Below are 22,883 nucleotides of genomic sequence, written 5' to 3'. Positions count from 1 at the left end.
GTTTTAAAGCAAATGGGTCAGTCGCTGCGGTTAGAATAGCCGCCACACCCAGCTGGATGCGACCCGACATGACTGACCTGACGCTCTATCATAACCCGCGCTGCTCGAAATCCCGCGGCGCGCTGGAACTGCTCGAAGCCCGTGGCCTCGCCCCGACCATCGTGCGTTATCTGGAAACCCCGCCCGACGCCGCCACCCTCAAGGCCCTGCTCGCCAAGCTGGGCATCGCCCCGCGCGAGCTGTTGCGTACCGGCGAGGACGAATACAAAACGCTGAACCTCGCCGACCCGGCGCTGACCGACGCACAACTGATCGAGGCCATGGCCCAGCACCCTAAACTGATCGAACGGCCGATTCTGGTCGCTGGTGACAAGGCCGTGGTCGGCCGCCCGCCGGAAAAAGTGCTGGAGATCCTGCCGTGAGCGCGCCCTACATCCTGGTGCTGTACTACAGCCGCCATGGCTCGACCAGCGAAATGGCCCGGCACATCGCCCGCGGCATCGAACTGGCCGGTATGGAGGCGCGCCTGCGCACAGTGCCTGCTATCTCTACCGAATGTGAAGCGGTGGCACCGGACATTCCGGCCAGTGGTGCGCTGTACGCCACCCTGGACGACCTTCGCCACTGCGCAGGCCTGGTACTGGGCAGCCCGACCCGCTTCGGCAACATGGCAGCGCCGCTGAAGTACTTCCTGGATGGCACCAGCAGCCTGTGGCTGGGCGGTGATCTGGTCGGCAAGCCGGCGGGGGTGTTCACCTCTACCGCCAGTTTGCACGGTGGCCAGGAAACCACCCTGCTGTCGATGATGTTGCCGTTGATGCACCACGGCATGCTGGTGATGGGCCTGCCGTACAGTGAGTCGGCCTTGCTGGAAACCCGCGGCGGCGGCACCCCTTACGGCGCCAGCCACCATGCGGGGGCCGATGGCAAGCGTGAGCTTGATCAGCACGAAATTGCCCTGTGCCGCGCTCTGGGCCAACGCCTGGCGACCACGGCCAAGGCCCTGGAGGACGCGCGTGGCTAAAAAGCCCAAGGTGTTGCCGCCGCTGGAATGGCTGGCACCGCGCCTGCGCCTGACACGGGCGTTGAGCCTGGCGTTTTTCTTCGGCCTGATCGGCCTGCTGCTGGTGAACAACCTGTGGTTCGCCAACCTGCATGGGGCGCGAGTCGGGGTGATTCTGGCAATCGAACTGGTGCCACTGCTGCTGCTGTTGCCGGGCATGCTGACAGGCAGCGCCCGGGCACATGCCTGGGCCTGTTTCGTGGTGAATATCTATTTCATCAAGGGCGTGCTGGCGGCGTTCGACCCGGCGCGGGCGGTGTTTGGCTGGGTTGAAGTGCTGGTGAGCCTGGGGTTGTTCATTGCCGGGCTGCTGTATGTGCGCTGGAAGTTCCAGCATGAGCGGCGCATGGCGGGCGAAGGGAGTTGAATTCGGGGGCTGCCCTGCAGCCCCGACGATCTCAATGGTTGACGGTATGCGCCAGCATCACCGACAACTGGCACAGCGGCCGCCCACTTTCTTCATGCCACTGGTTGAACGCCTGTTGCACCAAGGCCAGGTCGCGTTGACTGGTCGGCTGCTTGTCGATCACCTTCTGTGCAATCAACGCCGCCGCCATGTCATCGGTAGGGATGAAGGTATCCTTGCCAACCATACGCAAAAAGCGCGGCGCCGACAGCCCACCCAGCTGGTTGCCGTGCTTGGCCAGGTACTTCCACAAGCCGACAATGTCGGTCACCGGCCAGTCGGCGATGAAGGCGCCAAAGCTGCCCTTCTCCTTCGTCACGTCGAGGATCATCTGCGCATTGCGCGGTACGCTCTTGAGCTTGCCCAGGTGGCGGATGATGCGCTCGTCCTGCATCAGCCGCTCCAGGTGCTCGGCGCCCATCAGCACGACCTTCTCCGGGTCGAAGCCGAAAAACACCTGCTCGAACGCTGGCCACTTGGCATCCACCAGGCTGTGCTTGAGCCCCGCGCGGAACACGCGCAGGGCCAAGGTCGACAGGTAGCGGTCGTCGCTGATACCGCGCAGTTGCACAGCTGTGCGCGGCTGCGGCAGGAAGGCCTCCAGCGCCTGGGCCGAGCCAAAACGGTTCAGGCAGTACTCATGCAGCCACTGGTAATCGCGCATGGGCTCAGATATTCAGCACGTCGAGGAAACGCGGCGTGGCGTTTTCGTCGATCTTCAGGCCGATGAAGTCGAACAGGTTGCGGTCGGCCAGTTGCGACGGCGCCACGTTCTGCAGGGCACGGAAGATGCTCTCGGTACGGCCCGGGTGCTTGCGCTCCCACTCCACCAGCATGTCCTTGACCACCTGACGCTGCAGGTTTTCCTGCGAGCCACACAGGTTGCACGGGATGATCGGGAATTCCTTCATGTCCGAGTAGGCCTGGATGTCCTTCTCGCTGCAGTAGGCCAGGGGGCGGATCACCACATTGCGGCCGTCGTCGGCGCGCAGCTTCGGCGGCATGCCCTTGAGCGCACCGTTGAAGAACATGTTGAGGAAGAAGGTTTCGACGATGTCGTCGCGGTGGTGCCCCAGCGCCATCTTGGTCGCGCCGATTTCGTCGGCGAAGGTGTACAGGGTGCCACGGCGCAGGCGCGAGCACAGCGAACACGTGGTCTTGCCCTCGGGTACCAGCTCCTTGACCACCGAGTAGGTGTCTTTCTCGACAATGTGGTACTCGACGCCCAGCTCTTTGAGGTAGGCCGGCAGCACGTGCTCAGGGAAGCCTGGCTGCTTCTGGTCCATGTTCACCGCGACGATCTCGAACTTGATCGGTGCCACCTTCTGCAGGTGCAACAGAACGTCGAGCATGGTGTAGCTGTCCTTGCCGCCAGACAGGCAGACCATGACCTTGTCGCCATCCTCGATCATGTTGAAGTCGGTGATGGCTTCGCCGGCGAGACGACGCAGGCGTTTTTGCAGTTTGTTCTGGTTGACCGAGAGGGTGCCCATAGCGCTTGGATCCGCGAGGTGTGACAAAAGCCGGCTATTTTACGCACAAACGCAGCATCGCTGTAGGCATTCCGATAAAGACTTCGATGTAATCAACAGCCCCCCTTACAGCGCAATTTGCTCTAAAAAGCACGGTTCGTGCCGGTAACCGCTTCCTATACTGCGACATAAGGCCACATTACCGCTTGCATCGGTGTTCGGGCCTCGGGCCGCTTGCGCTCCATCTGGGGGGCGTTTGGCAACATTGAGAGGAGTGATCGGCATGATTCATCACGTTGTGGGGCTGTTTACCCATCCCGATCAGGAATGGCGGGAAATTCGTGGCGAAGAAGAAACCATCAGCCACATGTACCTGACGCACACCTTGATCCTGGCGGCGATCCCTGCCGTTTCCGCATTCATCGGCACCACCCAGGTGGGCTGGGTAATCGGTGACCGGCCAGCCGTGATGCTCACCATGGAAAGCGCCATCTGGATGAGCATCATGTCGTACTTGGCCATGCTCGGCGGGGTGGCGGTAATGGGCGCGTTCATCCACTGGATGGCTCGCACCTACGATGCCAATCCGTCCATGGCGCAGTGCATCGCCTTTGCCACCTACACCGCCACACCGTTGTTCATCGGCGGCTTGGCGGCGCTGTACCCGCACCTTTGGCTGGGCATGCTGATCGGCACTGCTGCTATCTGCTACACGGTGTACCTGCTGTATGTCGGCTTGCCGACGTTCATGAACATACCGTCCGACGAAGGCTTCCTGTTCTCCAGCTCGGTGCTGGCAGTGGGCCTTGTGGTACTCGTGGCGATCATGGCTGCCACGGTAATTATCTGGGGACTGGGCGTGGGGCCCGTCTACACCAACTAGAACAGACTCAACCAACACTGGGGCATCAACCAGGGGCCGCCGCAAGGCGGCCTCTGGCTGTGCGCAGACCGGTGGCACGGCAGGCCGCCGATGCTTGCGGCATAATGCCCGGTCAGGAGAACCGCCCCACCATGCCCGAGCTGCTCAAACAACGCGTCGAAACCTGTTACCAGCAAGCCGAAACCTTTTTCAAACGCCCCTTCCCGCGCCCGGAAGTCAGCTTCAAGCTGCGCGGGCAAAAAGCCGGCGTCGCCCACCTGCACGAGAACCTGCTGCGCTTCAACCTGCAGCTTTACCGGGAAAACCAGGAAGACTTCCTGCGCCAGACCGTTGCCCACGAAGTGGCGCACCTGGTGGCCCACCAGTTGTTTGGCGACCGCATACAGGCCCATGGCGAAGAGTGGCAATTGATCATGCGCGGGGTGTATGAGCTGCCACCCAACCGTTGCCACAACTATGAAGTGCAACGGCGCGTGGTAACTCGCTACATCTACCGCTGCCCGTGCCCGCAGGGTGATTTCCCGTTTACCGCACAGCGGCACAAGCTGGTGCGCCAGGGGCGGCGGTACCTGTGCAAACGCTGCCGGGAGATTCTGGTGTACAGCGGCGAGACCCGCGTCGAATAGGGGCCGGCCTCATCGCGGGCAAGCCCGCGAAAAAGCCGACACAAGCAATGCAAAAATCACCGGCATAAGAAAGGCGACCCGGGGGTCGCCTTCTAGTACCAGCCTGCGTCTTACTTCTCGACGAAGGCACGCTCAATCAGGTAGTCACCCGGCTCGCGCATGCGGGCGGAGACTTTCAGGCCGAAGCTGTCCAGCACTTCGCTGGTCTCGTCGAGCATGCTCGGGCTGCCGCAGATCATCGCACGGTCGTCCTGCGGGTTGATCGGTGGTAGGCCAATGTCGCTGAACAGCTTGCCGCTGCGCATCAGGTCGGTCAGGCGGCCTTGGTTTTCGAAAGGCTCGCGGGTCACTGTCGGGTAGTAGATCAGCTTGTCGCGGACCGACTCACCGAAGAACTCGTTCTGCGGCAGGTGCTCGGTGATGAACTCGCGATAAGCCACTTCGTTCACGTAACGCACGCCGTGTACCAGGATCACTTTTTCGAAGCGCTCGTAGGTTTCCGGGTCCTGGATGACGCTCATGAACGGCGCCAGGCCAGTGCCGGTGCTCAGCAGATACAGGTGCTTGCCCGGGTTCAGGTCGTCGAGCACCAAGGTACCGGTAGGCTTCTTGCTGATGATGATCTCATCGCCTTCCTTCAGGTGCTGCAGCTGCGAGGTCAGCGGGCCGTCAGGTACCTTGATGCTGAAGAACTCCAGGTGCTCTTCCCAGTTCGGCGAGGCGATGGAATAGGCACGCATGAGCGGACGGCCGCTTTCCTGCTGCAGGCCGATCATCACGAACTGACCGTTCTCGAAGCGCAGCCCCGGGTCGCGGGTGCACTTGAAGCTGAACAGGGTGTCGTTCCAGTGGTGCACACTGAGGACACGTTCGTGGTTCATGTTGCTCATCGATGGGGCTCCTGAAGAAAAACGCGGCGCGCAAAACGCGCAGTTGCGCGATAGTTTAGGGGCAGCGACAATATCTGTTAACTGGATTATCAAGATATGTGTTATCGGTTATATCGATATGCGATTCACACTCCGTCAACTGCAAGTCTTCGTCGCCGTCGCACAGCACCAAAGCGTCTCCCGGGCCGCTAGCCTGCTGGCGTTGTCGCAGTCGGCCGCCAGCACTTCCATCACCGAACTGGAGCGGCAATCGAGCTGCCAGCTGTTCGACCGTGCCGGCAAGCGCCTGGCGCTCAACGCCTTGGGCCATCAACTGTTGCCACAGGCAGTGGCCCTGCTCGACCAGGCCAAGGAAATTGAAGACCTGCTTAACGGCAAGTCCGGTTTCGGTTCGCTGGCGGTCGGCGCCACATTGACCATCGGCAACTACCTGGCCACCCTGCTGATCGGCAGCTTCATGCAGACCCACCCGGAAAGCCAGGTCAAGCTGCATGTACAGAACACAGTGCATATCGTGCAACAGGTCGCGCACTACGAAATTGATCTGGGTCTAATCGAAGGTGACTGCAACCACCCCGACCTGGAAGTGCAGCCGTGGGTCGAGGACGAACTGGTGGTGTTCTGCGCGCCGCAGCATCCACTGGCCAAGCCGGGCCGGGCTGATATCGAAAGCCTGTCGCAAGAGGCGTGGATATTACGCGAGCAAGGCTCAGGCACCCGCCTCACCTTCGACCAGGCCATGCGCCATCACCGCGCCAACCTCAACATCCGCCTGGAGCTGGAACACACCGAAGCGATCAAGCGCGCGGTGGAGTCGGGCCTGGGCATTGGCTGCATTTCGCGGCTGGCGCTGCGTGACGCTTTCCGCCGGGGCAGCCTGGTACCGGTGGAAACGCCGGAACTGGACCTGATGCGCCAGTTCTATTTCATCTGGCACAAACAGAAGTACCAGACCTCGGCCATGCGCGAGTTTCTGGAACTGTGCCGCAACTTCACTGCGGGCTATACCCGCAGTGATGAAATCGTGCTGCCGCCGATCGCTTAGAGCAGGATCACGCCCCAAACCAGCGCCACCATGGTCAGTGCCACCAGTTGCGCGGCGCTGCCCATGTCCTTGGCGTTTTTCGACAGCGGGTGGCGCTCCAGCGAGATGCGGTCGATGGCCGCCTCCACCGCCGAGTTGAACAGCTCGACGATCAGCCCCAACAGGCACACCGCAATCATGATCGCCCGCTCGGCACGGCTGACCGGCAGCCAGAAGGCAATCGGGATCAGCAGCACGTTAAGCAGCACCAGCTGGCGGAATGCGGCCTCACCCTTGAAGGCGGCACGCAGGCCATCCAGCGAGTAGCCGGCGGCGTTGAAGATGCGTTTCAGGCCGGTCTGGCCCTTGAATGGCGATGTCATGTGGGTCACTTAACAACAGAAAGGCCAGCAGACTAGACCGGCTCGGGTCAAAAAAGCGTGAAGCCACGCGCAGTCAGTTGCTGGCAACCGATTCAAGTTGTTGCAGCAGCAGCGCGGCCTGGGTGCGGGTACGCACGCCCAGCTTGCGGAATATTGCAGTGACGTGGGCCTTGATCGTGGCCTCGGAGACACTCAGCTCATACGCAATCTGCTTGTTCAGCAGGCCTTCGCAGACCATGGTCAGCACGCGGAACTGCTGCGGCGTGAGGCTGGCCAGTCCCTCGCTTGCGGCCTTGGCCTCGGCCGAGACATCGACCTTTTCGAACGCCTGCGGCGGCCACCAGACTTCGCCATCGAGCACCTTGCGCACGGCATCCTGGATCACTTCGAGGGTGCTGGACTTGGGAATGAAGCCACTGGCGCCAAACTCGCGGGACTTGACCACCACCGCGGCCTCCTCCTGTGCCGACACCATCACCACCGGGATCTGCGGGTATTGCCCGCGCAGCAGCACCAGCCCGGAAAAACCATAAGCACCCGGCATGTTCAAGTCCAGCAGCACCAGGTCCCAGTCGGCTTTTTCGCTCAGGCGGGTTTCCAGTTCGGCAATGCTTGCGACTTCGACCAGGCGCACATCCGGGCCCAGGCCAAGGGTAACGGCCTGGCGCAGGGCGCCACGGAACAGCGGGTGGTCATCGGCAATCAGGATTTCGTAAGTGGCCATCGATCTAAGGATCCTGTTCTATGCCAGGCGCTCGGGGGATTGAGAAGCGCCCGGCGGGGAATCGGCGCCAAGGATGCCGAGCACGGTCAAGGGTGGTCAAGCCATTGCCCTGCCGTCTCGCCCACCTTGGCTGCCAGCCCCGTCATTATGAACCAAAGCAGGGGTTGTGCCCCTTGGACTATAGGAAGGTATGCAAACGCTGGTGGGTGTCGTCCTGATCATCCAGCGGCAGACGCCGCTTGCCGCTCAGATAGTGCAGGCTGAATACATCCAGGTAGGCATCCAGCGCCTGCGAAGCCTGGCTGTCGCCGGCCAGGTCCAGGCACATGGCTGCGACCTCTGCCGTGCAGAAATGGTCGTCGCGCTTGGAGCGCCGCAGGCGGTAGCGCGACATCTGCTCGGCCTGCAGGCTCAACACCGGGAAGCGGTCAAGGTACGGGCTTTTGCGGAACATCTTGCGGGCTTCGGTCCAGGTGGCATCCAGCAGGATGAACAGCGGGCGCTTGCCCGGCTCACGCGCCACCTCGCTGACCACCCGCTGCTCGGCCACGAACTCACCGGGGAAGACGATATAGGGCTGCCAGTGCGGGTCGTCCAGCAACGCCAACAAGCGCTCGTCGACCGAGGTGCGCAGCCAGCCAAAGGCCCAGGTGTCCTGGATCAGGTCGGCAATCAGCCAGCCGGTGTTGGTGGGCTTCAACGGCTCGGTGTCATGCATCAGCAGGCATACGCCCGACTCGGCCTGCACCCGAGGCTTCCAGGCACACAGGCAATGGGTGGCGATGACCCGGCAATCCGCGCAGCGCTCGGCACGCGAGCCACGGGCGATGAAAGGCTTGTTGCTGCGGGCCAGGCGTTCGGCGCGCAGCCGCGCTACCGCGTGGCTCATGCCGGCAGGCCTCTGGACAGGTAGGAAATGGGCACAAGGATGACTCGGAAAAAACAAGGCGCCCAGTTTAGCAGAACAGGGGCCATTTACTGTGCAGCTGGCGAAGTGCCCCTTATAATCGACGCTTACCGTGCCCGAACCTCGCGCTCGCGCGACTTTCACGGAACGCCGTCGACCTGCGCATGTCAAAGCGCCAGTCATCGAACCAGGAGAGATTCATGCTGCGCCTTATCGTCCCCGCCCTGAGCCTGCTACTCGCTCTGCCCCTGGCAGCCCAGGCAGCCTCCAAGCAGGATTACGACCTGAACAGGACATTGCAGAAGGTTGCCAAAGAAAGCAGCGTCGGTACCCCGCGCGCGATCAACGAGGACATCCTCGACCAGGGCTACACCGTGGAAGGCAAGGCACTGGTCAACCACCTGAGCGTACGCCAGAGCCACGCCGAGCGCATGCAGGCCAATCCCGCCCAGGTACGCAGCCAGCTGGGCGACAGCGTGTGCCGCAACAGCGGCTTTCGCAACCTGATGTCCAAGGGCGCGGTCATGGTCTATCGCTTCACGGTGTACAAGACCAACCAGCCGATCATGGACCAGGCATTCGACAGTGCCAGCTGCGTGGCCGGCAACAAGAAGAAGTAACAGCAGCTGTTCAAGCTATACCTTCTCATCCTCACGGGCGCGCCAGCGCCCTTCGGCCGCATCGGCGCGCATCTCGGCCAATAACGCCTGCAAGTAGCGCGACTGGCACTCCAGCCCCGCCAACCTGCGGCAGCACTCGTCCTCAAGGCTCAAGTGATGCACCTGAGCCGCACTCTCCAGCTGCTGGTAGAGCTGCCGGTCAATCTCGATGATCAAGCGATGCATACCGCCACCTCCTGCATCGATACGTTTCGCTTTACCAGTTAACCAAACCCCTGCTGCCGGTGGCCACATACCGACGGGCGGCTGCGCCAAACAGCCCGGCACGATCCTGCGCGAGGGTCTAGATTGAGGTCAGAGGTATTGGTGCAGAAGGAGACGTTGCATGCCTTACCAAGCGAATGAACTGCTGTTCAGCCACTTCCGTGACAACAATATCGACCTGAGCAACATCGACGCACAACTTCAACTGGTAGCCCCCGACAGCCCCAACCTGCCGCTATACCGCGACATGATGCTGACCATCCTGCGCATGGCCCATGACGACAGCGACCGCTGGAGCGCCAAGATCACCCTGCAGGCGCTGCGCGAACTGGACCAATCGTTCCGCACTCTGCAGCGCTACAAGGGCCGGCGCAAGGTGACCGTGTTCGGCTCGGCACGCACCCCGCTGGAGCACCCGATGTACGCCCTGGCCCGCGAGTTGGGCGCTACCCTGGCGCGCTCCGATCTGATGGTCATCACCGGTGCCGGCGGCGGCATCATGGCTGCCGCCCACGAAGGCGCTGGCAGCGACCACAGCCTGGGTTTCAACATCACCCTGCCCTTCGAGCAACACGCCAACCCCACCGTGGGCGGCACCGACAAGCTGCTGCCCTTCCATTTCTTCTTTATCCGCAAGCTGTTCTTCGTCAAGGAAGCTGATGGCCTGGTGCTGTGCCCGGGCGGCTTCGGCACCCTGGATGAAGCGCTCGAAGTGCTGACGCTGATCCAGACCGGCAAGAGCCCCTTGGTGCCGGTGGTGCTGCTGGACTCGCCCGGCGGCAGCTTCTGGCGCGACTGCCTGGACTTCATCAGCCGCCAGCTGGAAGAAAACCGCTACATCCTGCCCAGCGACCTGAAGCTGGTGCGCCTGGTGCACAGTGCCGATGAGGCCGTGGAGGAAATCAACCAGTTCTACAGCAACTATCACTCCAGCCGCTGGCTGAAGAACCAGTTCGTGATCCGCATGCACCACCCGCTCAGCGAAGCAGCGCTGTTTGATATTCAGGAAGGCTTTGCCGACTTGCGCCTGAGTGGCAAGTACCACCAGCAAGCGGATAGCAGTGCCGAACATGAAGTGGGCAACTTCAACCACCTGACCCGGCTGTCATTCGCCTTCAATGGCCGCGACCAGGGCCGGCTGCGCGAGCTGGTGGATTTCATCAACTTGCCGGAGAACTGGGCCAAGCCTCAGCCAATGCATACCACGCAGCGGGCCAGGGAGGCGTTGAAGGTGAGCTGATGCCGCTTGAGATTCGCTTCCTGCACTGTACCTGTGGGAGCGGGCGTGCCCGCGAAGAATCCAGCGCGGTGGATGGCACCGGCGCTGCCGGTGTTCGCGGGCTCGCCCACTCCCACATGGATTGCGTCAGCTTTCGGATTTTAAGTCAGACCTTAACCATGCAAGACCGCCTACAACTGCAGATCTGGTGGTCAGTAATCGTCGAGATCACGCCCACTGAGCAGGCGGCTGATCATGTCCATGGGGAAACCCCGGTAAGCCAGAAAACGGGTTTGCCGGGCACGGCTGCGCGGATCCTGCGGGTGCTGCCCGGCAAACTTGCGCTGCCACACATCACGCATGCGCTCGCGCCAGTCCACCTCGCTCTTGCGCAATGCCTGCTCGATATCAGCACGCGCCAGACCACGCTGGCCCAGCTCCTCACGAATACGCGAAGGGCCATAGCCAGCGCTGGAACGGTACCTGATGAAGCTTTCGAGGTAGCGGGCTTCACAAAGCAGCCCTTCTTCGGCGAGCCGGTCGAGCTCAGGCTCGATCAGCTCGTCCGAAGCGCCGCGCTGACGCAACTTGCGCGTCAGCTCGACGCGACCGTGCTCACGTCGCGCGAGCAGGTCCATGGCTGTCCGCCGAATGGCGACGGGGGTGTCGAGTACGGCGGACATATTGGCTATCTACCGCGCAATCAATAACCGGCTTCGGCGTCAGCCACATCGTCGGCGCTGACATCAACGGCGGCAGCTTTGTTGGCTTCAGCGGCAGCACCGGCTTTCAGCAGCTTCTCACGAATCTGCTTCTCGATCTCGGTACCAATAGCCGGGTTCTCGGCCAGGTATTTGGCAGCGTTGGCTTTGCCCTGACCGATCTTGTTGCCCTGGTAGGCGTACCAGGCACCCGACTTCTCAATCAGGCCTTGGGACACACCCAGGTCAATGATCTCGCCATTACGGTAAATACCTTTGCCGTACAGAATCTGGAACTCGGCCTGACGGAACGGCGGCGAAACCTTGTTCTTGACGATCTTGACGCGGGTTTCGCTACCGACCACCTCGTCGCCTTCCTTGACCGCACCGGTACGGCGGATGTCCAGACGCACCGAGGCGTAGAACTTCAGGGCGTTACCACCGGTGGTGGTTTCCGGGCTGCCGAACATCACGCCGATCTTCATACGGATCTGGTTGATGAAGATGACCAGGCAGTTGGCGTTCTTGATGTTACCGGTGATCTTGCGCAGGGCCTGGGACATCAGGCGAGCCTGCAGGCCCACGTGCATGTCACCCATTTCACCTTCGATCTCGGCCTTGGGTACCAGCGCGGCCACGGAGTCGACGATGATCACGTCAACGGCGTTGGAGCGCACCAGCATGTCGGTGATTTCCAGGGCCTGTTCGCCGGTGTCCGGCTGCGAGACCAGCAGGTCGTCGACATTGACGCCCAGCTTGCCGGCGTACTCAGGGTCGAGGGCGTGTTCGGCATCGACGAAGGCGCAGGTGGCACCGCTTTTCTGGGCTTCGGCGATGACCGACAGGGTCAGCGTGGTCTTACCCGACGATTCCGGGCCATAGATCTCGACGATACGGCCTTTTGGCAGGCCGCCGATGCCGAGGGCAATATCCAGGCCCAGGGAGCCGGTGGAGATGGCCGGAATGCCTTGGCGCTCCTGGTCACCCATGCGCATGACTGCGCCTTTGCCGAATTGGCGTTCGATCTGACCCAGGGCCGCAGCCAAGGCGCGCTTCTTGTTGTCGTCCATTGAAATCCTCACGTGTTCGACTTGGCCCTGACGGCCGGAATACCTGTATAAGTAGCCAGTATTATTCCACAGGCAGGCGCCCGCGCAAACCCCTGTCGTCGATTTACTCGGCACCAAGCTGTAACAAGCCGTCTAACGCGGCGCTCACCGTCTGTCGGCGTACCGCTTCGCGGTCACCCTCGAACTGGCGGCGCTCGCTGAACACCCGGTTGCCGTCACCCCAGGCGAGCCATACGGTACCTACCGGTTTGGCTGGCGAACCACCGTCCGGCCCGGCCACGCCGCTCACCGCCACGGCGAAGCGCGCGCCGCTGGCGGCCTGGGCACCGCGGACCATGGCTTCGACCACTTCCTGGCTGACTGCGCCCACCTGGCCGAACAAGGCCTCGGGCACGCCCAACAGGCGGGTTTTCTGGGCGTTGGAATAAGTCACGTAGCCAACCTCGAACCAGGCCGAGCTGCCAGGTATACGGGTGATGGCTTCGGAAATGCCACCGCCGGTGCAGGATTCGGCGGTAGCCACCTGTGCATTGAAACGGCGCAGGTGTTTACCCAGGCGGGTGGCAAGTGTGGTGATCGGGTCCATGTCGGGCTCCTGAAGGCTGCACCTACCCTACCAGCTTGTGTGTTTCACTGATATTCGGCCAGCTCGCGAAGCCTGCGACCACAACGGCAGCAGGCCTGCCGTGAAATGACGATTTCGCCGACAAACACGCGCTCGACTTCGACAGGCTTGTGCCTGTACAGCCGGCACAGCACAAGCCTGAGCCATTCGGTCATATCAGAAGTTCAACCGAAGCACGGTGCGCCAGATGTTCTTCGCCGGTGAACGACGATGCTTGGCCCAGTTGCGCTCCCACCATTCATCTTCATTGCGTACCACCTGCTCCAGATCACTGCCGGTAACAGCGGCAGCATGCTGGCGGAACATCATGGGGAACACGCAATGCTGGCGGATCCTGTGTTTGACAACCACATCCACCGGCGTGCCATCGTAGGGCGTGTCGGCCAGGATCCGGCAGCCTTGGCGCGACAACACATAGGCGTGCAACGCGACCACCCGCCCCCGGGCGATAAACGGAAACCAGGTCAGCCACGTCCGCCCCATGGAGTAGCCCAGGTGCAGAGCCTCGAAAGGCCGCTTCTGCATGAAGCGGTTTACCCAGCGAACCCGCGTAGCCGTAAATTCATAGGCCTTGGCATCGTCCTCGAAAATCAAAATTCTATCCAGGCCGTTTTCCAGTGCATGGCGAGCCAGTTGCTGATGCGACTCGTAGCAACCACGCGCGGGATCGCTGTGTTTCTGGACGACATGAAAAACCACCTCATTGTCCAGCTGCTGACCGATAGTTTCTGTGAATAGTTTACGCCGGTCACCCCGGGTATCGAGAGAGATGCAAAAAACTGCATCGACATCAAAACGAATTCCGCTCACTGCTTTAATCAACCCGATTGCAATAACTGTTTATTGGGTCACACGCCACCGCAGTTGATTCCGGCAGGTCTTCCCTGATGTGAAAAAGCCGCCAATTCTCCATGGGGGCGCCGTGCTGTCAATATGCCCTCACTTCAACCCTGATCGCTGCCAGGACGTGCAGGTACTGCCCGTGCGGTTGCCGTGGTACGCTATGCGGCTTGAAAAATCAGGTGGGTCTCGGCGCCGCGCACGCAACACGGAACGCCCCAATTTGCCCCACAATGTTGAGACCTACTTTCTAAGCCTTTGATGAATAAAGCAATCTCCGATCTTTCCGCACACACCCCGATGATGCAGCAGTACTGGAAGCTGAAGAACCAGCACCCGGACCAGCTGATGTTCTACCGCATGGGCGACTTCTACGAAATCTTCTACGAAGATGCGAAGAAGGCCGCGAAACTGCTGGACATCACCCTGACCGCGCGCGGTCAGTCGGCCGGCCAGTCCATCCCCATGTGCGGGATTCCGTTCCATTCGCTGGAAGGTTACCTGGCCAAGCTGGTCAAGCTGGGCGAATCGGTGGTGATCTGCGAACAGATTGGCGACCCGGCCACCAGCAAGGGCCCGGTGGAGCGTCAGGTGGTGCGCATCATCACCCCAGGCACGGTCAGCGACGAGGCGCTGCTGGACGAGCGTCGCGACAACCTGATTGCCGCGCTACTCGGTGACGAACGCCTGTTCGGCCTGGCCGTGCTGGACATCACCAGCGGCAATTTCAGCGTGCAGGAAATCAAAGGCTGGGAGAACCTGCTGGCCGAGCTTGAGCGCCTTAACCCGGTCGAGCTGCTGATCCCTGACGACTGGCCGCGCGACCTGCCCGCCGAAAAACGCCCGGGCGCACGCCGCCGTGCGCCGTGGGACTTCGACCGCGATTCGGCGCGCAAGGCCCTGTGCCAGCAGTTCGCGACCAAGGACCTCAAGGGCTTTGGCTGCGACAAGCTGACGCTGGCCATCGGCGCCGCCGGCTGCCTGCTGACCTACGCCAAGGAAACCCAGCGCACTGCCCTGCCGCACCTGCGCAGCCTGCGCCACGAACGCCTGGACGACACTGTCATCCTCGATGGTGCCAGCCGTCGCAACCTGGAGCTGGACGTCAACCTGGCGGGCGGGCGTGACAATACCCTGCAATCGGTGGTCGACCGCTGCCAGACTGCCATGGCCAGCCGCTTGCTGAGCCGGTGGCTGAACCGCCCGTTGCGCGACCTCAAGGTATTGCAGGCACGCCAGGACTCGATCCGCTGCCTGCTCGACAGCTACAGCTTCGAGAAGCTGCAGCCGCAGTTGAAAGAAATTGGCGACATCGAGCGGATCCTCGCCCGAATCGGCCTGCGCAATGCCCGCCCTCGTGACCTGGCGCGCCTGCGCGACGCATTGGGTGCCTTGCCCGAACTGCAGAATGCCATGAGCGAGCTGGAGGCGCCGCACCTTGCACGCTTGGCGGCCATTACCGGCACCTACCCGGAGCTGGCCAGCCTGCTGGAGCGGGCGATCATCGACAACCCGCCAGCGGTGATCCGCGACGGCGGCGTACTCAAGACCGGCTATGACAACGAGCTGGACGAGCTGCTGGCGATCAGCGAGAACGCCGGCCAGTTCCTGATCGACCTGGAAACCCGGGAAAAGGCCCGCACCGGCCTTGCCAACCTCAAGGTCGGCTACAACCGCGTGCACGGCTACTTCATCGAGCTGCCGACCAAGCAGGCCGAGCAGGCGCCGGGCGACTACATCCGCCGTCAGACCCTCAAGGGCGCCGAGCGCTTCATCACCCCCGAGCTGAAAGTGTTCGAGGACAAGGCGCTGTCGGCCAAGAGCCGCGCCCTGGCCCGTGAGAAGATGCTCTACGACGCCCTGCTGGAAACCCTGATCAGCCACCTGGCGCCACTGCAAGACAGCGCCGCCGCCCTCGCCGAACTGGATGTGCTCAGCAACCTGGCCGAACGTGCGCTGAACCTCGACCTGAACTGCCCCCGCTTCGTCGACGAGCCGTGCCTGCGTATCGAGCAAGGCCGCCACCCGGTCGTGGAGCAGGTACTGACCACGCCGTTCGTGGCCAACGACCTGGGCCTGGACAACAGCACGCGCATGCTGATCATCACCGGCCCGAACATGGGCGGTAAATCCACCTACATGCGCCAGACCGCCCTGATCGTGCTGCTGGCGCACATCGGCAGCTTCGTGCCGGCGGCCAGCTGCGAACTGTCGCTGGTCGACCGCATCTTCACCCGCATCGGCTCCAGTGACGACCTGGCCGGCGGGCGCTCGACCTTCATGGTCGAGATGAGCGAAACCGCCAACATCCTGCACAACGCGACCGACCGCAGCCTGGTGCTGATGGACGAAGTGGGCCGCGGCACCAGCACCTTCGACGGCCTGTCGCTGGCGTGGGCTGCCGCCGAGCGTTTGGCCCAGCTGCGCGCCTATACACTGTTCGCCACTCACTATTTCGAGCTCACCGTGCTGCCAGAAAGTGAGCCGCTGGTGGCCAACGTGCACCTGAATGCCACCGAGCACAACGAGCGCATCGTGTTCCTGCACCATGTACTGCCTGGCCCTGCCAGCCAGAGCTACGGCCTGGCCGTGGCACAACTGGCCGGCGTGCCGGGTGTGGTGATCCAGCGTGCTCGCGAACACCTGGCGCGCCTGGAAACCACCAGCCTGCCGCATGAGCAAGTCCCGAGCGAGAAGGCCAGGGATGTGCCACAGGTGCCGCACCAGAGCGATCTGTTCGCCAGCCTGCCACACCCGGCCATCGAGAAGCTGGGCAAGCTGCAACTGGACGACATGACCCCGCGCCAAGCTATCGAAATGCTATATCAACTAAAGAACCTGTTATAACGGCGCCCACTACAAGCTGGTAGAATCCGCCGCGGTTTGCTGGTGCTGCAGGTTATTAGCCTGGCCTGCAGCCACATACCTGTAAACCGCGCGGCCCTGAGAGGAAGGGCCGCCGCCGTCGCCTGAGGAGAGAACTAGAAATGACCTTCGTCGTCACCGACAACTGCATCAAATGCAAATACACCGACTGCGTGGAAGTCTGTCCGGTGGACTGCTTCTACGAAGGCCCGAACTTCCTGGTCATTCACCCGGACGAGTGCATCGATTGCGCGCTCTGCGAACCGGAATGCCCGGCGCAAGCCATCTTCTCGGAAGACGAAATCCCTGCCGGGATGGAGAACTTCATCGAGCTGAACGCCGAACTGGCGGAAGTCTGGCCAAACATCACCGAGCGCAAGGATGCCCTGCCTGACGCTGAAGAGTGGGACGGCAAGACTGGCAAGATTGCAGACCTGGAGCGCTGATAGCGACCGGACACGAAAAAGGCCCCTCGGGGCCTTTTTTGTTTTTCTGCGGGCAAAAAAAGGGGCGGTTTGACCCGCCCACATTTTTTTCCGTAGTCCCTGCTTGTCCCGAACATCTTCCTGATGAAATCGCTTCTTGCGATGTCCTTGGCCTTCGTCCTGAATGCCTGTGCATGTCCCTGTGCACAGTTCGAATACTAGCGGGTTCAGCCGGGCGGGCAAGCGCGAGACCTCACAAGGTATTACAGGGGACACATTTCCTCACAACCGAATAAGCCATGCTTTTCAATGGGTTGTAAAAATACAGGGGCTGAAAACGACAATGATTTACTGCGACTTGCATAGATAGCTTACAAAACAAGTAAGAAAAGGCTTACACGCAATGTTACTGGGGTAGCGCAGTACACATTAGATATCTGTTTTACCTGGCAGATTTTGGGGGCTGCTTTGCAGCCCATTCGCAGCACAAGGCTGCTCCTACAGATATACGCGATCATGCAGGCAATCACGGTCTCTTGTAGGAGCAGCCTTCTGCTGCGAATGGGGCGCGCAGCGCCCCCGACATTCTCAAATGACACACACAAAAACGCCCCGAGGTCATCGGGGCGTTTTGTGTCACAGGCCTTCGCTACTGGAACAACGACTCGCTGGACAGGCCGTTCTTTTCAAGGATCTCGCGCAGACGCTTGAGCCCCTCTACCTGGATCTGCCGTACCCGTTCCCGGGTCAAGCCAATCTCCAGGCCAACATCCTCCAGGGTGCTGCTTTCATGCCCACGCAGGCCAAAGCGGCGCACCACCACTTCCCGCTGCTTGTCAGTCAGCTCGCCCAGCCACTGGTCGATGCTCTGTGACAGGTCGTCATCCTGCAGCAATTCGCACGGGTCGGTGGGGCGGTCGTCGGTCAAGGTGTCGAGCAGGGTCTTGTCCGAATCCGGGCCAAGCGACACATCCACCGACGATACCCGCTCGTTCAGGCCCAGCATGCGCTTGACCTCTGCGACCGGCTTCTCCAGCAGCGTGGCGATTTCTTCCGGGGAGGGTTCGTGGTCGAGTTTCTGGGTCAGCTCGCGTGCGGCGCGCAAGTAGACGTTGAGTTCCTTGACCACGTGGATCGGCAGGCGGATGGTGCGGGTCTGGTTCATGATCGCCCGTTCGATGGTCTGGCGAATCCACCAGGTCGCATAGGTCGAGAAACGGAAACCACGCTCTGGGTCGAATTTCTCGACCGCACGGATCAACCCCAGGTTGCCTTCCTCGATCAGGTCGAGCAGCGATAGGCCGCGGTTCACGTAACGACGGGCAATTTTTACAACCAGGCGCAGGTTGCTTTCGATCATGCGCTTGCGGCCAGCGGGGTCGCCCTTCTGCGACAGGCGCGCAAAGTGCACTTCTTCTTCCGGCGAAAGCAGCGGCGAGAAGCCGATCTCGTTGAGATACAACTGGGTGGCATCTAGCGCCCGGGTGTAATCGATGTACTTGTGTTGCTTGAGCGAAGAGCCCGACTTGGCCCTCGTCCGAACCGAAGATACAGCAGGTTCGTCTGACACCACATCCGTTTCCAAAACGATGCCCGTCTCCATGAGGAGGACGTCATCGTCGATGTCAAACTCCGGCACTTCTTTACTGAGAGCCATTGTTATAGTCCTTTGCTGAGTTCGAACTCAGACTCGAGCGGCACCTTGATCCCTGGCAGCGCTGGAGCCTGTCCCCTCTACATCACAGGAACAGGCCGGGTACAACAATCAACGGCGTGGCAGGAACTGGAGTGGATCGACGGGTTTGCCCTGGCGGCGAATCTCAAAATGCAGCTTCACCCGATCTGTGCCCGTGGACCCCATTTCAGCAATCGACTGCCCTGCCTTGACCTGCTGCCCCTCCCGAACCAACAGCCTGCGGTTATGACCGTAGGCACTGACGTAGGTATCGCTGTGTTTGATGATGATCAGCTCGCCGTAGCCCCTCAAACCACTCCCGGCGTAAACCACCGCACCATCAGACGCAGCAAAAACAGGCTGTCCCAAATCACCGGCGATATCAATGCCTTTATTCAAACTACCGTTTGAAGCAAATTTTCCAATCAGCACGCCGTTGGCAGGCCAGGTCCAGCCGCCTACCGCGCGCTCCGCAGCGGGCACGGTGGCAACCACCGGCGAGCTGGCGGAAGGTGCCGGCGTGGCCGGTTTGCCGGTGCTGGCAGGCACCGTGGCAGTGCTGCCCACAGGCCGCCGCGTGACCGTGGTGCGGCTCGACGAGGACGGGTTGGTCACGACCGTGGTACTGCTGCTCGAACCACTGCTGAAACGAATCGCCTGGCCCGGCCGGATGGTATAAGGCGCCGGGATGCCGTTGCGCGCAGCCAGCTCCTTGTAGTCCCAGCCGTAGCGGAAGGCGATGGAGAACAGCGTGTCACCCGGCTTGACGACGTACTGCCCGGACGTAACCGCCGGGCGCTTGGGCACGCTGTTGTTGCGGTCGACAACCCGCGCGCTGGTGTTACTGGTGCTCGAACAACCCACCAGTAGCGTGCCCATGGCCAGTGCAATCACCAGAAGCTTGAAACCCGACCCATCCTTGCGCTGCCGAATGACTGTGTGACCCACCCGCGCTCCCCTCATGGTGCCGAAATACGATATGAAGACAAGAAATGCAATATTGTTGCAATTATAACCAAGCCGGCCGGTAATGGCAGGCTGATGCAAAAGGCTGTTGCAAAGCCATGGTGCGCGCTGCGTACTAGCGCTTCGCTCCGCCAGATAGACAGGGCGAAGCTGCAAGAATTCGCCGCCGGCGCAAAAATACCGCGCAGCTTACACCGCCAGCGCCCGGCTCGACGCAGTGCTCAGGCCAGCGGGCCATTGAGCAGCGGTACGAAGCGCACTGCCCCCAGCACTCGGCGGGAGAATCCATGCTCCTCGCGCACGATCAGCATCAGTTGCTGGGTTTCGCCGGCCGGCCCCACCGGGATAACCATGCGGCCACCAGGTGCCAGTTGGTCAAGCAGTGCCTGCGGCACTTCCGGCGCCACTGCCGTGACGATGATGCCGTTGTACGGGGCCAGCGCCGGCCAGCCTTCGCAACCATCGCCCCAGCGGAATACCACATTGCGCAGGTTCAGCTCCACCAGGCGCTCTTTGGCCCGGTCCTGCAGCACCTTGATACGCTCAACCGAGAATACCCGCTCCACCAGTTGGGCAAGGATCGCCGTCTGGTAACCCGAGCCAGTGCCAATCTCCAGCACCTTGTCCAACGGACCGGCTTCGAGCAGAAGCTCGCTCATGTGGGCAACCATGAAGGGCTGGGAGATGGTCTGGTTGTGGCCGATCGGCAACGCGGTGTCTTCGTATGCACGATGCGCGAGTGCCTCGTCGACGAACAGATGACGCGGGGTACGCCGGATCACGTCGAGCACCTTGGTGTTCGACACACCCTCTTCGCACAGGCGCTGGATCAGACGCTCCCGGGTACGCTGGGAGGTCATGCCGATGCCACGCCGCAGCATATCGTCCTCGCGCATCAGAGCACGCCCTCCAGCCAACCGTCGAGCTGCTCGAAGGCATCATTGAAGGTACGGTCGAGCTGCAGCGGCGTGATCGAGACGAAGCCTTGCATCACCGCATGGAAGTCGGTGCCAGGACCGCCATCTTCGGCATCACCGGCCACGGCGATCCAGTAGCCTTCCTTGCCGCGCGGGTTGACCACCTTGGTCGGTGCCGCCGCCCGCGCCCGGTGACCGAGGCGGGTGAGCTGGATGCCACGGATGTGCTCCAGCGGCAGGTTGGGGATATTGACGTTGAGGACGGTGCGTGGCGGCAGCACCAGACGCGACTGTGCCTCGACCAGGCGACGGGCGATGTAGGCCGCCGTCGGCAGGTTGTCCGGCTGACGCGACAACAGCGAAAACGCCAGCGATGTGGTGCCCAGGAAACGGCCCTCCAACGCAGCGGCGACCGTACCGGAGTACAACACGTCATCACCCAGGTTGGCGCCGAGGTTGATCCCCGACACGACCATGTCCGGCACCTGCGGCAACAGCCCATTGAGCCCCAGGTGCACACAGTCGGTCGGTGTGCCGTTGAGGCTGATGAAGCCGTTGGCCAGGGTCTGCGGGTGCAGTGGCCGGTCCAGCGTCAGTGAACTGCTGGCGCCGCTCTTGTCTTGATCCGGGGCGATCACCGCGCACTCGGCGTAATCCGCCAGCGCAGCGTGCAGCGCGGCGAGGCCGGGTGCGGTAACACCGTCGTCGTTCGAAATCAGAATACGCATGGGCTGTCCGTCTGCCCTGCCGACACCAGATCCAAGACTTCGCGTACCACTACGGTGGCGAAGCATCCGGCCGGCAGGACGAATTCCAGTTGCAGGATATCAGGCTCGGGATAATGCCATGTCAGGCCGCCAATAGGGAGCCGCAAAATACGCCGTTCGTGATCCATGCCCGCCTGGGCCAACCACTGGCAAAGTGCCGGCTGCCGTGCACCGACGGCATTTTCCAGCTGCGCGGTGGTGGCGCCTGCAGGCGAGTCGCCCTCGCCCCACATCGGGCCGGTCGGGTGCAGGTCGAGAATCGCCAGGCGTGGATCGGCGCATTCCGCCTCGCCAGCCGGGAAGAAGCTACGGCTGTCGGTGAACGCCAGCAGGTCGCCGACCTGGGCCCGCGCCCAGCTACCTTCGGCGACACGTGCCGCCAGCACCTGGTTGAACAGGTAGCTGCGCCCGGCCGAAAGCAGCCGCGAACGCAGGTTGCGCTGCTCGGGTAATGCTTTGCGCGCGGCCCAGTCGAGGGCGTCATGGACGTTGCCCCCGCCGTGACCGAAGCGCTGGGTACCGAAATAGTTGGGCACGCCGTGCTGCTTGAGCTGTGCCAGGCGTGCATCCACAGCCTGGTGGTCGGCAGCCAGGGCCGTCAGGCGCAGGGTGAAGCCGTTGGCCGAATGCGCGCCACGCTGCAGCTTGCGCTGGTGGCGCACCTGCTTGAGCACGCGCAGGCTGGCATCTTCAGCGCGCGACAGGTCCGGGTCGGCCTTGCCCGGCAGGTGCAGGCTGAACCACTGGCGGGTCAGGGCCTGACGGTCCTTGAGCCCGGCGTAGCTGATCGAACGCACCGGCACGCCTGCGGCGCGCGCCAGGCGGCGGGCAGCCTCTTCGGTGTTCAGGTCACGCTTTTCGACCCACAGCCACAGGTGCTCGCCTTGGCCGGACAGCGGAATGTCCAGCACTTCATCGACCTGGAAGTCTTCAGCTACCGCCTTGAGGACGGCAGTGCCCAAGGGTTCGCCCGATGCGCGCGGGCCCAGCAGTTCCGGTTCGGTCATGCAGGCAGCAGCAGGGCGACCGAATGCACGGCAATCCCCTCCTCACGGCCGGTGAAGCCCAGCTTTTCAGTGGTGGTGGCCTTGACGTTGACCTGGTCGAGTTCGACCTGCAGGTCTTCGGCGATCAGCTGGCGCATGGTCTCGATGTGCGGGGCCATCTTCGGCGCTTGGGCGACGATGGTGGCGTCGACATTGCCGACCTTCCAGCCCTTGGCCTTGACGATGCCGACTACATGGCGCAGCAGCACGCGGCTGTCGGCACCCTTGAATTGTGGGTCGGTGTCGGGGAAGTGCTTGCCGATGTCGCCCAGCGCCGCGGCGCCCAGCAAGGCATCGCTCAGGGCATGCAGCAGCACGTCGCCGTCGGAATGGGCCAGCAGGCCGTACTTGTAGGGGATACGCACCCCGCCCAGGGTAATGAAATCACCGTCGCAGAAACGGTGCACATCGTAGCCATGGCCAATACGCATAGAAAAACGCCCTGAATGAGTCAGGGCGTGATTCTACCTGCTTTGCAGGGGATTTGTGGGATTGGGGCTGCTGT

Annotated in this window: 28 protein-coding genes; 10 read left to right on the top strand and 18 right to left on the bottom strand. The window is 62.0% G+C overall.

From position 1 onward, the window contains the following. The first annotated feature begins 68 nt into the window (after positions 1-68). From arsC to MRBLPB4O_RS05975, 3 genes are read left to right on the top strand one after another with little or no spacing between them, the layout of a single operon-like run. Positions 69-422 carry an arsenate reductase (glutaredoxin) gene (arsC, locus tag MRBLPB4O_RS05985; protein WP_258655544.1) on the top strand — a complete coding sequence of 118 codons (354 nt, stop codon included), beginning with the start codon at positions 69-71 and terminating at the stop codon, positions 420-422. Continuing rightward, positions 419-1,024, top strand: a complete 606-nt coding sequence (gene wrbA / locus MRBLPB4O_RS05980) for an NAD(P)H:quinone oxidoreductase (RefSeq protein ID WP_341797783.1) — start codon at positions 419-421, stop codon at positions 1,022-1,024. The genes arsC and wrbA overlap by 4 nt, the downstream gene beginning before the upstream one ends. After that, positions 1,017-1,430: a DUF2069 domain-containing protein gene (locus MRBLPB4O_RS05975; protein ID WP_341797782.1), complete on the top strand. Its 414-nt coding sequence runs from the start codon at positions 1,017-1,019 to the stop codon at positions 1,428-1,430. Before wrbA ends, MRBLPB4O_RS05975 begins: the two co-directional genes overlap by 8 nt. Before the next feature lie 31 nt (positions 1,431-1,461). Here MRBLPB4O_RS05975 and MRBLPB4O_RS05970 read toward each other — a convergent pair whose 3' ends face one another. Then, positions 1,462-2,133, bottom strand: coding sequence for a DNA-3-methyladenine glycosylase I (locus MRBLPB4O_RS05970; RefSeq protein ID WP_341797781.1), 672 nt, complete (start codon positions 2,131-2,133; stop codon positions 1,462-1,464). 4 nt (positions 2,134-2,137) lie between these two features. Next, entirely contained in the window at positions 2,138-2,962 is an 825-nt protein-coding gene (gene ttcA, locus MRBLPB4O_RS05965; protein ID WP_016501127.1) for a tRNA 2-thiocytidine(32) synthetase TtcA, read from the bottom strand. Positions 2,963-3,224: 262 nt separating this feature from the next. Between ttcA and MRBLPB4O_RS05960 the strand changes: the two genes are divergently transcribed. Further along, positions 3,225-3,824, top strand: coding sequence for a Yip1 family protein (locus MRBLPB4O_RS05960; protein WP_016501128.1), 600 nt, complete (start codon positions 3,225-3,227; stop codon positions 3,822-3,824). 131 nt (positions 3,825-3,955) lie between these two features. Beyond that, complete coding sequence (locus tag MRBLPB4O_RS05955) at positions 3,956-4,450, top strand: SprT family zinc-dependent metalloprotease (protein ID WP_016501129.1); 495 nt, start codon at positions 3,956-3,958, stop codon at positions 4,448-4,450. A gap of 110 nt (positions 4,451-4,560) precedes the next feature. On the opposite strand, the gene fpr is transcribed toward MRBLPB4O_RS05955, so the two are convergent. Next, positions 4,561-5,340, bottom strand: coding sequence for a ferredoxin-NADP reductase (gene fpr / locus MRBLPB4O_RS05950; protein WP_016501130.1), 780 nt, complete (start codon positions 5,338-5,340; stop codon positions 4,561-4,563). A 118-nt stretch (positions 5,341-5,458) separates the two neighbouring features. On the opposite strand from fpr, the gene finR reads away from it, so the two are divergent. Next, the gene (finR, locus tag MRBLPB4O_RS05945) at positions 5,459-6,385 is read left to right on the top strand and encodes a LysR family transcriptional regulator FinR (protein ID WP_016501131.1); all 927 of its coding nucleotides are present in this window, start codon (positions 5,459-5,461) and stop codon (positions 6,383-6,385) included. On the opposite strand, the gene MRBLPB4O_RS05940 is transcribed toward finR, so the two are convergent. From MRBLPB4O_RS05940 to MRBLPB4O_RS05930, 3 genes are all read right to left on the bottom strand, one after another. Next, complete coding sequence (locus MRBLPB4O_RS05940; protein ID WP_010952700.1) at positions 6,382-6,747, bottom strand: diacylglycerol kinase; 366 nt, start codon at positions 6,745-6,747, stop codon at positions 6,382-6,384. The genes finR and MRBLPB4O_RS05940 overlap by 4 nt on opposite strands. Before the next feature lie 73 nt (positions 6,748-6,820). Beyond that, positions 6,821-7,471 (bottom strand): response regulator transcription factor ErdR, encoded by a 651-nt coding sequence (erdR, locus tag MRBLPB4O_RS05935; protein ID WP_003252375.1) that lies wholly within the window; start codon positions 7,469-7,471, stop codon positions 6,821-6,823. 178 nt (positions 7,472-7,649) lie between these two features. Then, complete coding sequence (locus MRBLPB4O_RS05930; RefSeq protein ID WP_341797780.1) at positions 7,650-8,360, bottom strand: tRNA-uridine aminocarboxypropyltransferase; 711 nt, start codon at positions 8,358-8,360, stop codon at positions 7,650-7,652. Positions 8,361-8,578: 218 nt separating this feature from the next. Between MRBLPB4O_RS05930 and MRBLPB4O_RS05925 the strand changes: the two genes are divergently transcribed. Then, complete coding sequence (locus tag MRBLPB4O_RS05925) at positions 8,579-8,998, top strand: quorum-sensing-regulated virulence factor family protein (RefSeq protein ID WP_016501135.1); 420 nt, start codon at positions 8,579-8,581, stop codon at positions 8,996-8,998. A 15-nt stretch (positions 8,999-9,013) separates the two neighbouring features. On the opposite strand, the gene MRBLPB4O_RS05920 is transcribed toward MRBLPB4O_RS05925, so the two are convergent. Next, positions 9,014-9,223, bottom strand: a complete 210-nt coding sequence (locus MRBLPB4O_RS05920; protein ID WP_016501136.1) for a hypothetical protein — start codon at positions 9,221-9,223, stop codon at positions 9,014-9,016. 160 nt (positions 9,224-9,383) lie between these two features. Here MRBLPB4O_RS05920 and MRBLPB4O_RS05915 point away from each other — a divergent pair, with 160 nt between their 5' ends. Then, positions 9,384-10,502 (top strand): LOG family protein, encoded by a 1,119-nt coding sequence (locus tag MRBLPB4O_RS05915; RefSeq protein ID WP_174370640.1) that lies wholly within the window; start codon positions 9,384-9,386, stop codon positions 10,500-10,502. A gap of 191 nt (positions 10,503-10,693) precedes the next feature. Here MRBLPB4O_RS05915 and recX read toward each other — a convergent pair whose 3' ends face one another. The 5 genes from recX to MRBLPB4O_RS05890 all read right to left on the bottom strand — a co-directional run bounded on the left by recX (position 10,694) and on the right by MRBLPB4O_RS05890 (position 13,687). After that, positions 10,694-11,164 (bottom strand): recombination regulator RecX, encoded by a 471-nt coding sequence (gene recX / locus MRBLPB4O_RS05910; RefSeq protein WP_341797779.1) that lies wholly within the window; start codon positions 11,162-11,164, stop codon positions 10,694-10,696. Between the two features lie 20 nt (positions 11,165-11,184). Further along, complete coding sequence (recA, locus tag MRBLPB4O_RS05905) at positions 11,185-12,252, bottom strand: recombinase RecA (protein ID WP_341797778.1); 1,068 nt, start codon at positions 12,250-12,252, stop codon at positions 11,185-11,187. Positions 12,253-12,355: 103 nt separating this feature from the next. Continuing rightward, complete coding sequence (locus MRBLPB4O_RS05900; RefSeq protein WP_341797777.1) at positions 12,356-12,838, bottom strand: CinA family protein; 483 nt, start codon at positions 12,836-12,838, stop codon at positions 12,356-12,358. Positions 12,839-12,882: 44 nt separating this feature from the next. Then, complete coding sequence (locus MRBLPB4O_RS05895) at positions 12,883-13,032, bottom strand: hypothetical protein (protein WP_155737839.1); 150 nt, start codon at positions 13,030-13,032, stop codon at positions 12,883-12,885. 1 nt (position 13,033) lies between these two features. Further along, the gene (locus MRBLPB4O_RS05890) at positions 13,034-13,687 is read right to left on the bottom strand and encodes a hypothetical protein (RefSeq protein ID WP_341797776.1); all 654 of its coding nucleotides are present in this window, start codon (positions 13,685-13,687) and stop codon (positions 13,034-13,036) included. Positions 13,688-13,990: 303 nt separating this feature from the next. Here MRBLPB4O_RS05890 and mutS point away from each other — a divergent pair, with 303 nt between their 5' ends. Together mutS and fdxA are read left to right on the top strand one after the other, a co-directional pair. Beyond that, positions 13,991-16,564, top strand: coding sequence for a DNA mismatch repair protein MutS (gene mutS / locus MRBLPB4O_RS05885; RefSeq protein WP_341798858.1), 2,574 nt, complete (start codon positions 13,991-13,993; stop codon positions 16,562-16,564). Between the two features lie 140 nt (positions 16,565-16,704). Beyond that, positions 16,705-17,028 carry a ferredoxin FdxA gene (gene fdxA / locus MRBLPB4O_RS05880; RefSeq protein ID WP_012270863.1) on the top strand — a complete coding sequence of 108 codons (324 nt, stop codon included), beginning with the start codon at positions 16,705-16,707 and terminating at the stop codon, positions 17,026-17,028. A 628-nt stretch (positions 17,029-17,656) separates the two neighbouring features. Here the strand turns inward: fdxA and rpoS are convergent. The 6 genes from rpoS to ispF all read right to left on the bottom strand — a co-directional run bounded on the left by rpoS (position 17,657) and on the right by ispF (position 22,809). Then, on the bottom strand, positions 17,657-18,664 hold the full coding sequence (rpoS, locus tag MRBLPB4O_RS05875) for an RNA polymerase sigma factor RpoS (protein ID WP_009686059.1): 1,008 nt from the start codon (positions 18,662-18,664) through the stop codon (positions 17,657-17,659). A gap of 108 nt (positions 18,665-18,772) precedes the next feature. Next, a complete protein-coding gene (locus MRBLPB4O_RS05870; protein ID WP_341798857.1) occupies positions 18,773-19,630 on the bottom strand; it encodes a peptidoglycan DD-metalloendopeptidase family protein in 858 nt (285 codons plus the stop codon). A gap of 239 nt (positions 19,631-19,869) precedes the next feature. Then, complete coding sequence (locus MRBLPB4O_RS05865; protein WP_015269209.1) at positions 19,870-20,508, bottom strand: protein-L-isoaspartate(D-aspartate) O-methyltransferase; 639 nt, start codon at positions 20,506-20,508, stop codon at positions 19,870-19,872. Between the two features lie 35 nt (positions 20,509-20,543). Further along, the gene (gene surE / locus MRBLPB4O_RS05860) at positions 20,544-21,293 is read right to left on the bottom strand and encodes a 5'/3'-nucleotidase SurE (RefSeq protein ID WP_016501144.1); all 750 of its coding nucleotides are present in this window, start codon (positions 21,291-21,293) and stop codon (positions 20,544-20,546) included. Further along, positions 21,281-22,339 carry a tRNA pseudouridine(13) synthase TruD gene (truD, locus tag MRBLPB4O_RS05855; protein ID WP_341797775.1) on the bottom strand — a complete coding sequence of 353 codons (1,059 nt, stop codon included), beginning with the start codon at positions 22,337-22,339 and terminating at the stop codon, positions 21,281-21,283. The genes surE and truD overlap by 13 nt, the downstream gene beginning before the upstream one ends. Then, on the bottom strand, positions 22,336-22,809 hold the full coding sequence (gene ispF, locus MRBLPB4O_RS05850; RefSeq protein WP_341797774.1) for a 2-C-methyl-D-erythritol 2,4-cyclodiphosphate synthase: 474 nt from the start codon (positions 22,807-22,809) through the stop codon (positions 22,336-22,338). Before ispF ends, truD begins: the two co-directional genes overlap by 4 nt. Positions 22,810-22,883 lie beyond the last annotated feature (74 nt).

This window comes from Pseudomonas sp. LPB4.O, assembly GCF_038383825.1.
GTDB lineage: Bacteria > Pseudomonadota > Gammaproteobacteria > Pseudomonadales > Pseudomonadaceae > Aquipseudomonas > Aquipseudomonas putida.
The sequence above is the reverse complement of the archived record's forward strand: the minus strand, read 5'-3'. Positions and strand labels throughout refer to the sequence as shown.

Bases quoted from the DNA above. Each gene is read 5' to 3' on its own strand.
- arsC (WP_258655544.1), top strand. From the start codon at position 69: ATGACTGACCTGACGCTCTATCATAACCCGCGCTGCTCGAAATCCCGC.
- MRBLPB4O_RS05970 (WP_341797781.1), bottom strand. From the start codon at position 2,133: ATGCGCGATTACCAGTGGCTGCATGAGTACTGCCTGAACCGTTTTGGC.
- ttcA (WP_016501127.1), bottom strand. From the start codon at position 2,962: ATGGGCACCCTCTCGGTCAACCAGAACAAACTGCAAAAACGCCTGCGT.
- MRBLPB4O_RS05960 (WP_016501128.1), top strand. From the start codon at position 3,225: ATGATTCATCACGTTGTGGGGCTGTTTACCCATCCCGATCAGGAATGG.
- MRBLPB4O_RS05955 (WP_016501129.1), top strand. From the start codon at position 3,956: ATGCCCGAGCTGCTCAAACAACGCGTCGAAACCTGTTACCAGCAAGCC.
- fpr (WP_016501130.1), bottom strand. From the start codon at position 5,340: ATGAGCAACATGAACCACGAACGTGTCCTCAGTGTGCACCACTGGAAC.
- finR (WP_016501131.1), top strand. From the start codon at position 5,459: ATGCGATTCACACTCCGTCAACTGCAAGTCTTCGTCGCCGTCGCACAG.
- MRBLPB4O_RS05940 (WP_010952700.1), bottom strand. From the start codon at position 6,747: ATGACATCGCCATTCAAGGGCCAGACCGGCCTGAAACGCATCTTCAAC.
- erdR (WP_003252375.1), bottom strand. From the start codon at position 7,471: ATGGCCACTTACGAAATCCTGATTGCCGATGACCACCCGCTGTTCCGT.
- MRBLPB4O_RS05930 (WP_341797780.1), bottom strand. From the start codon at position 8,360: ATGAGCCACGCGGTAGCGCGGCTGCGCGCCGAACGCCTGGCCCGCAGC.
- MRBLPB4O_RS05925 (WP_016501135.1), top strand. From the start codon at position 8,579: ATGCTGCGCCTTATCGTCCCCGCCCTGAGCCTGCTACTCGCTCTGCCC.
- MRBLPB4O_RS05920 (WP_016501136.1), bottom strand. From the start codon at position 9,223: ATGCATCGCTTGATCATCGAGATTGACCGGCAGCTCTACCAGCAGCTG.
- MRBLPB4O_RS05915 (WP_174370640.1), top strand. From the start codon at position 9,384: ATGCCTTACCAAGCGAATGAACTGCTGTTCAGCCACTTCCGTGACAAC.
- recX (WP_341797779.1), bottom strand. From the start codon at position 11,164: ATGTCCGCCGTACTCGACACCCCCGTCGCCATTCGGCGGACAGCCATG.
- recA (WP_341797778.1), bottom strand. From the start codon at position 12,252: ATGGACGACAACAAGAAGCGCGCCTTGGCTGCGGCCCTGGGTCAGATC.
- MRBLPB4O_RS05900 (WP_341797777.1), bottom strand. From the start codon at position 12,838: ATGGACCCGATCACCACACTTGCCACCCGCCTGGGTAAACACCTGCGC.
- MRBLPB4O_RS05895 (WP_155737839.1), bottom strand. From the start codon at position 13,032: ATGACCGAATGGCTCAGGCTTGTGCTGTGCCGGCTGTACAGGCACAAG.
- fdxA (WP_012270863.1), top strand. From the start codon at position 16,705: ATGACCTTCGTCGTCACCGACAACTGCATCAAATGCAAATACACCGAC.
- rpoS (WP_009686059.1), bottom strand. From the start codon at position 18,664: ATGGCTCTCAGTAAAGAAGTGCCGGAGTTTGACATCGACGATGACGTC.
- MRBLPB4O_RS05865 (WP_015269209.1), bottom strand. From the start codon at position 20,508: ATGACCTCCCAGCGTACCCGGGAGCGTCTGATCCAGCGCCTGTGCGAA.
- surE (WP_016501144.1), bottom strand. From the start codon at position 21,293: ATGCGTATTCTGATTTCGAACGACGACGGTGTTACCGCACCCGGCCTC.
- truD (WP_341797775.1), bottom strand. From the start codon at position 22,339: ATGACCGAACCGGAACTGCTGGGCCCGCGCGCATCGGGCGAACCCTTG.
- ispF (WP_341797774.1), bottom strand. From the start codon at position 22,809: ATGCGTATTGGCCATGGCTACGATGTGCACCGTTTCTGCGACGGTGAT.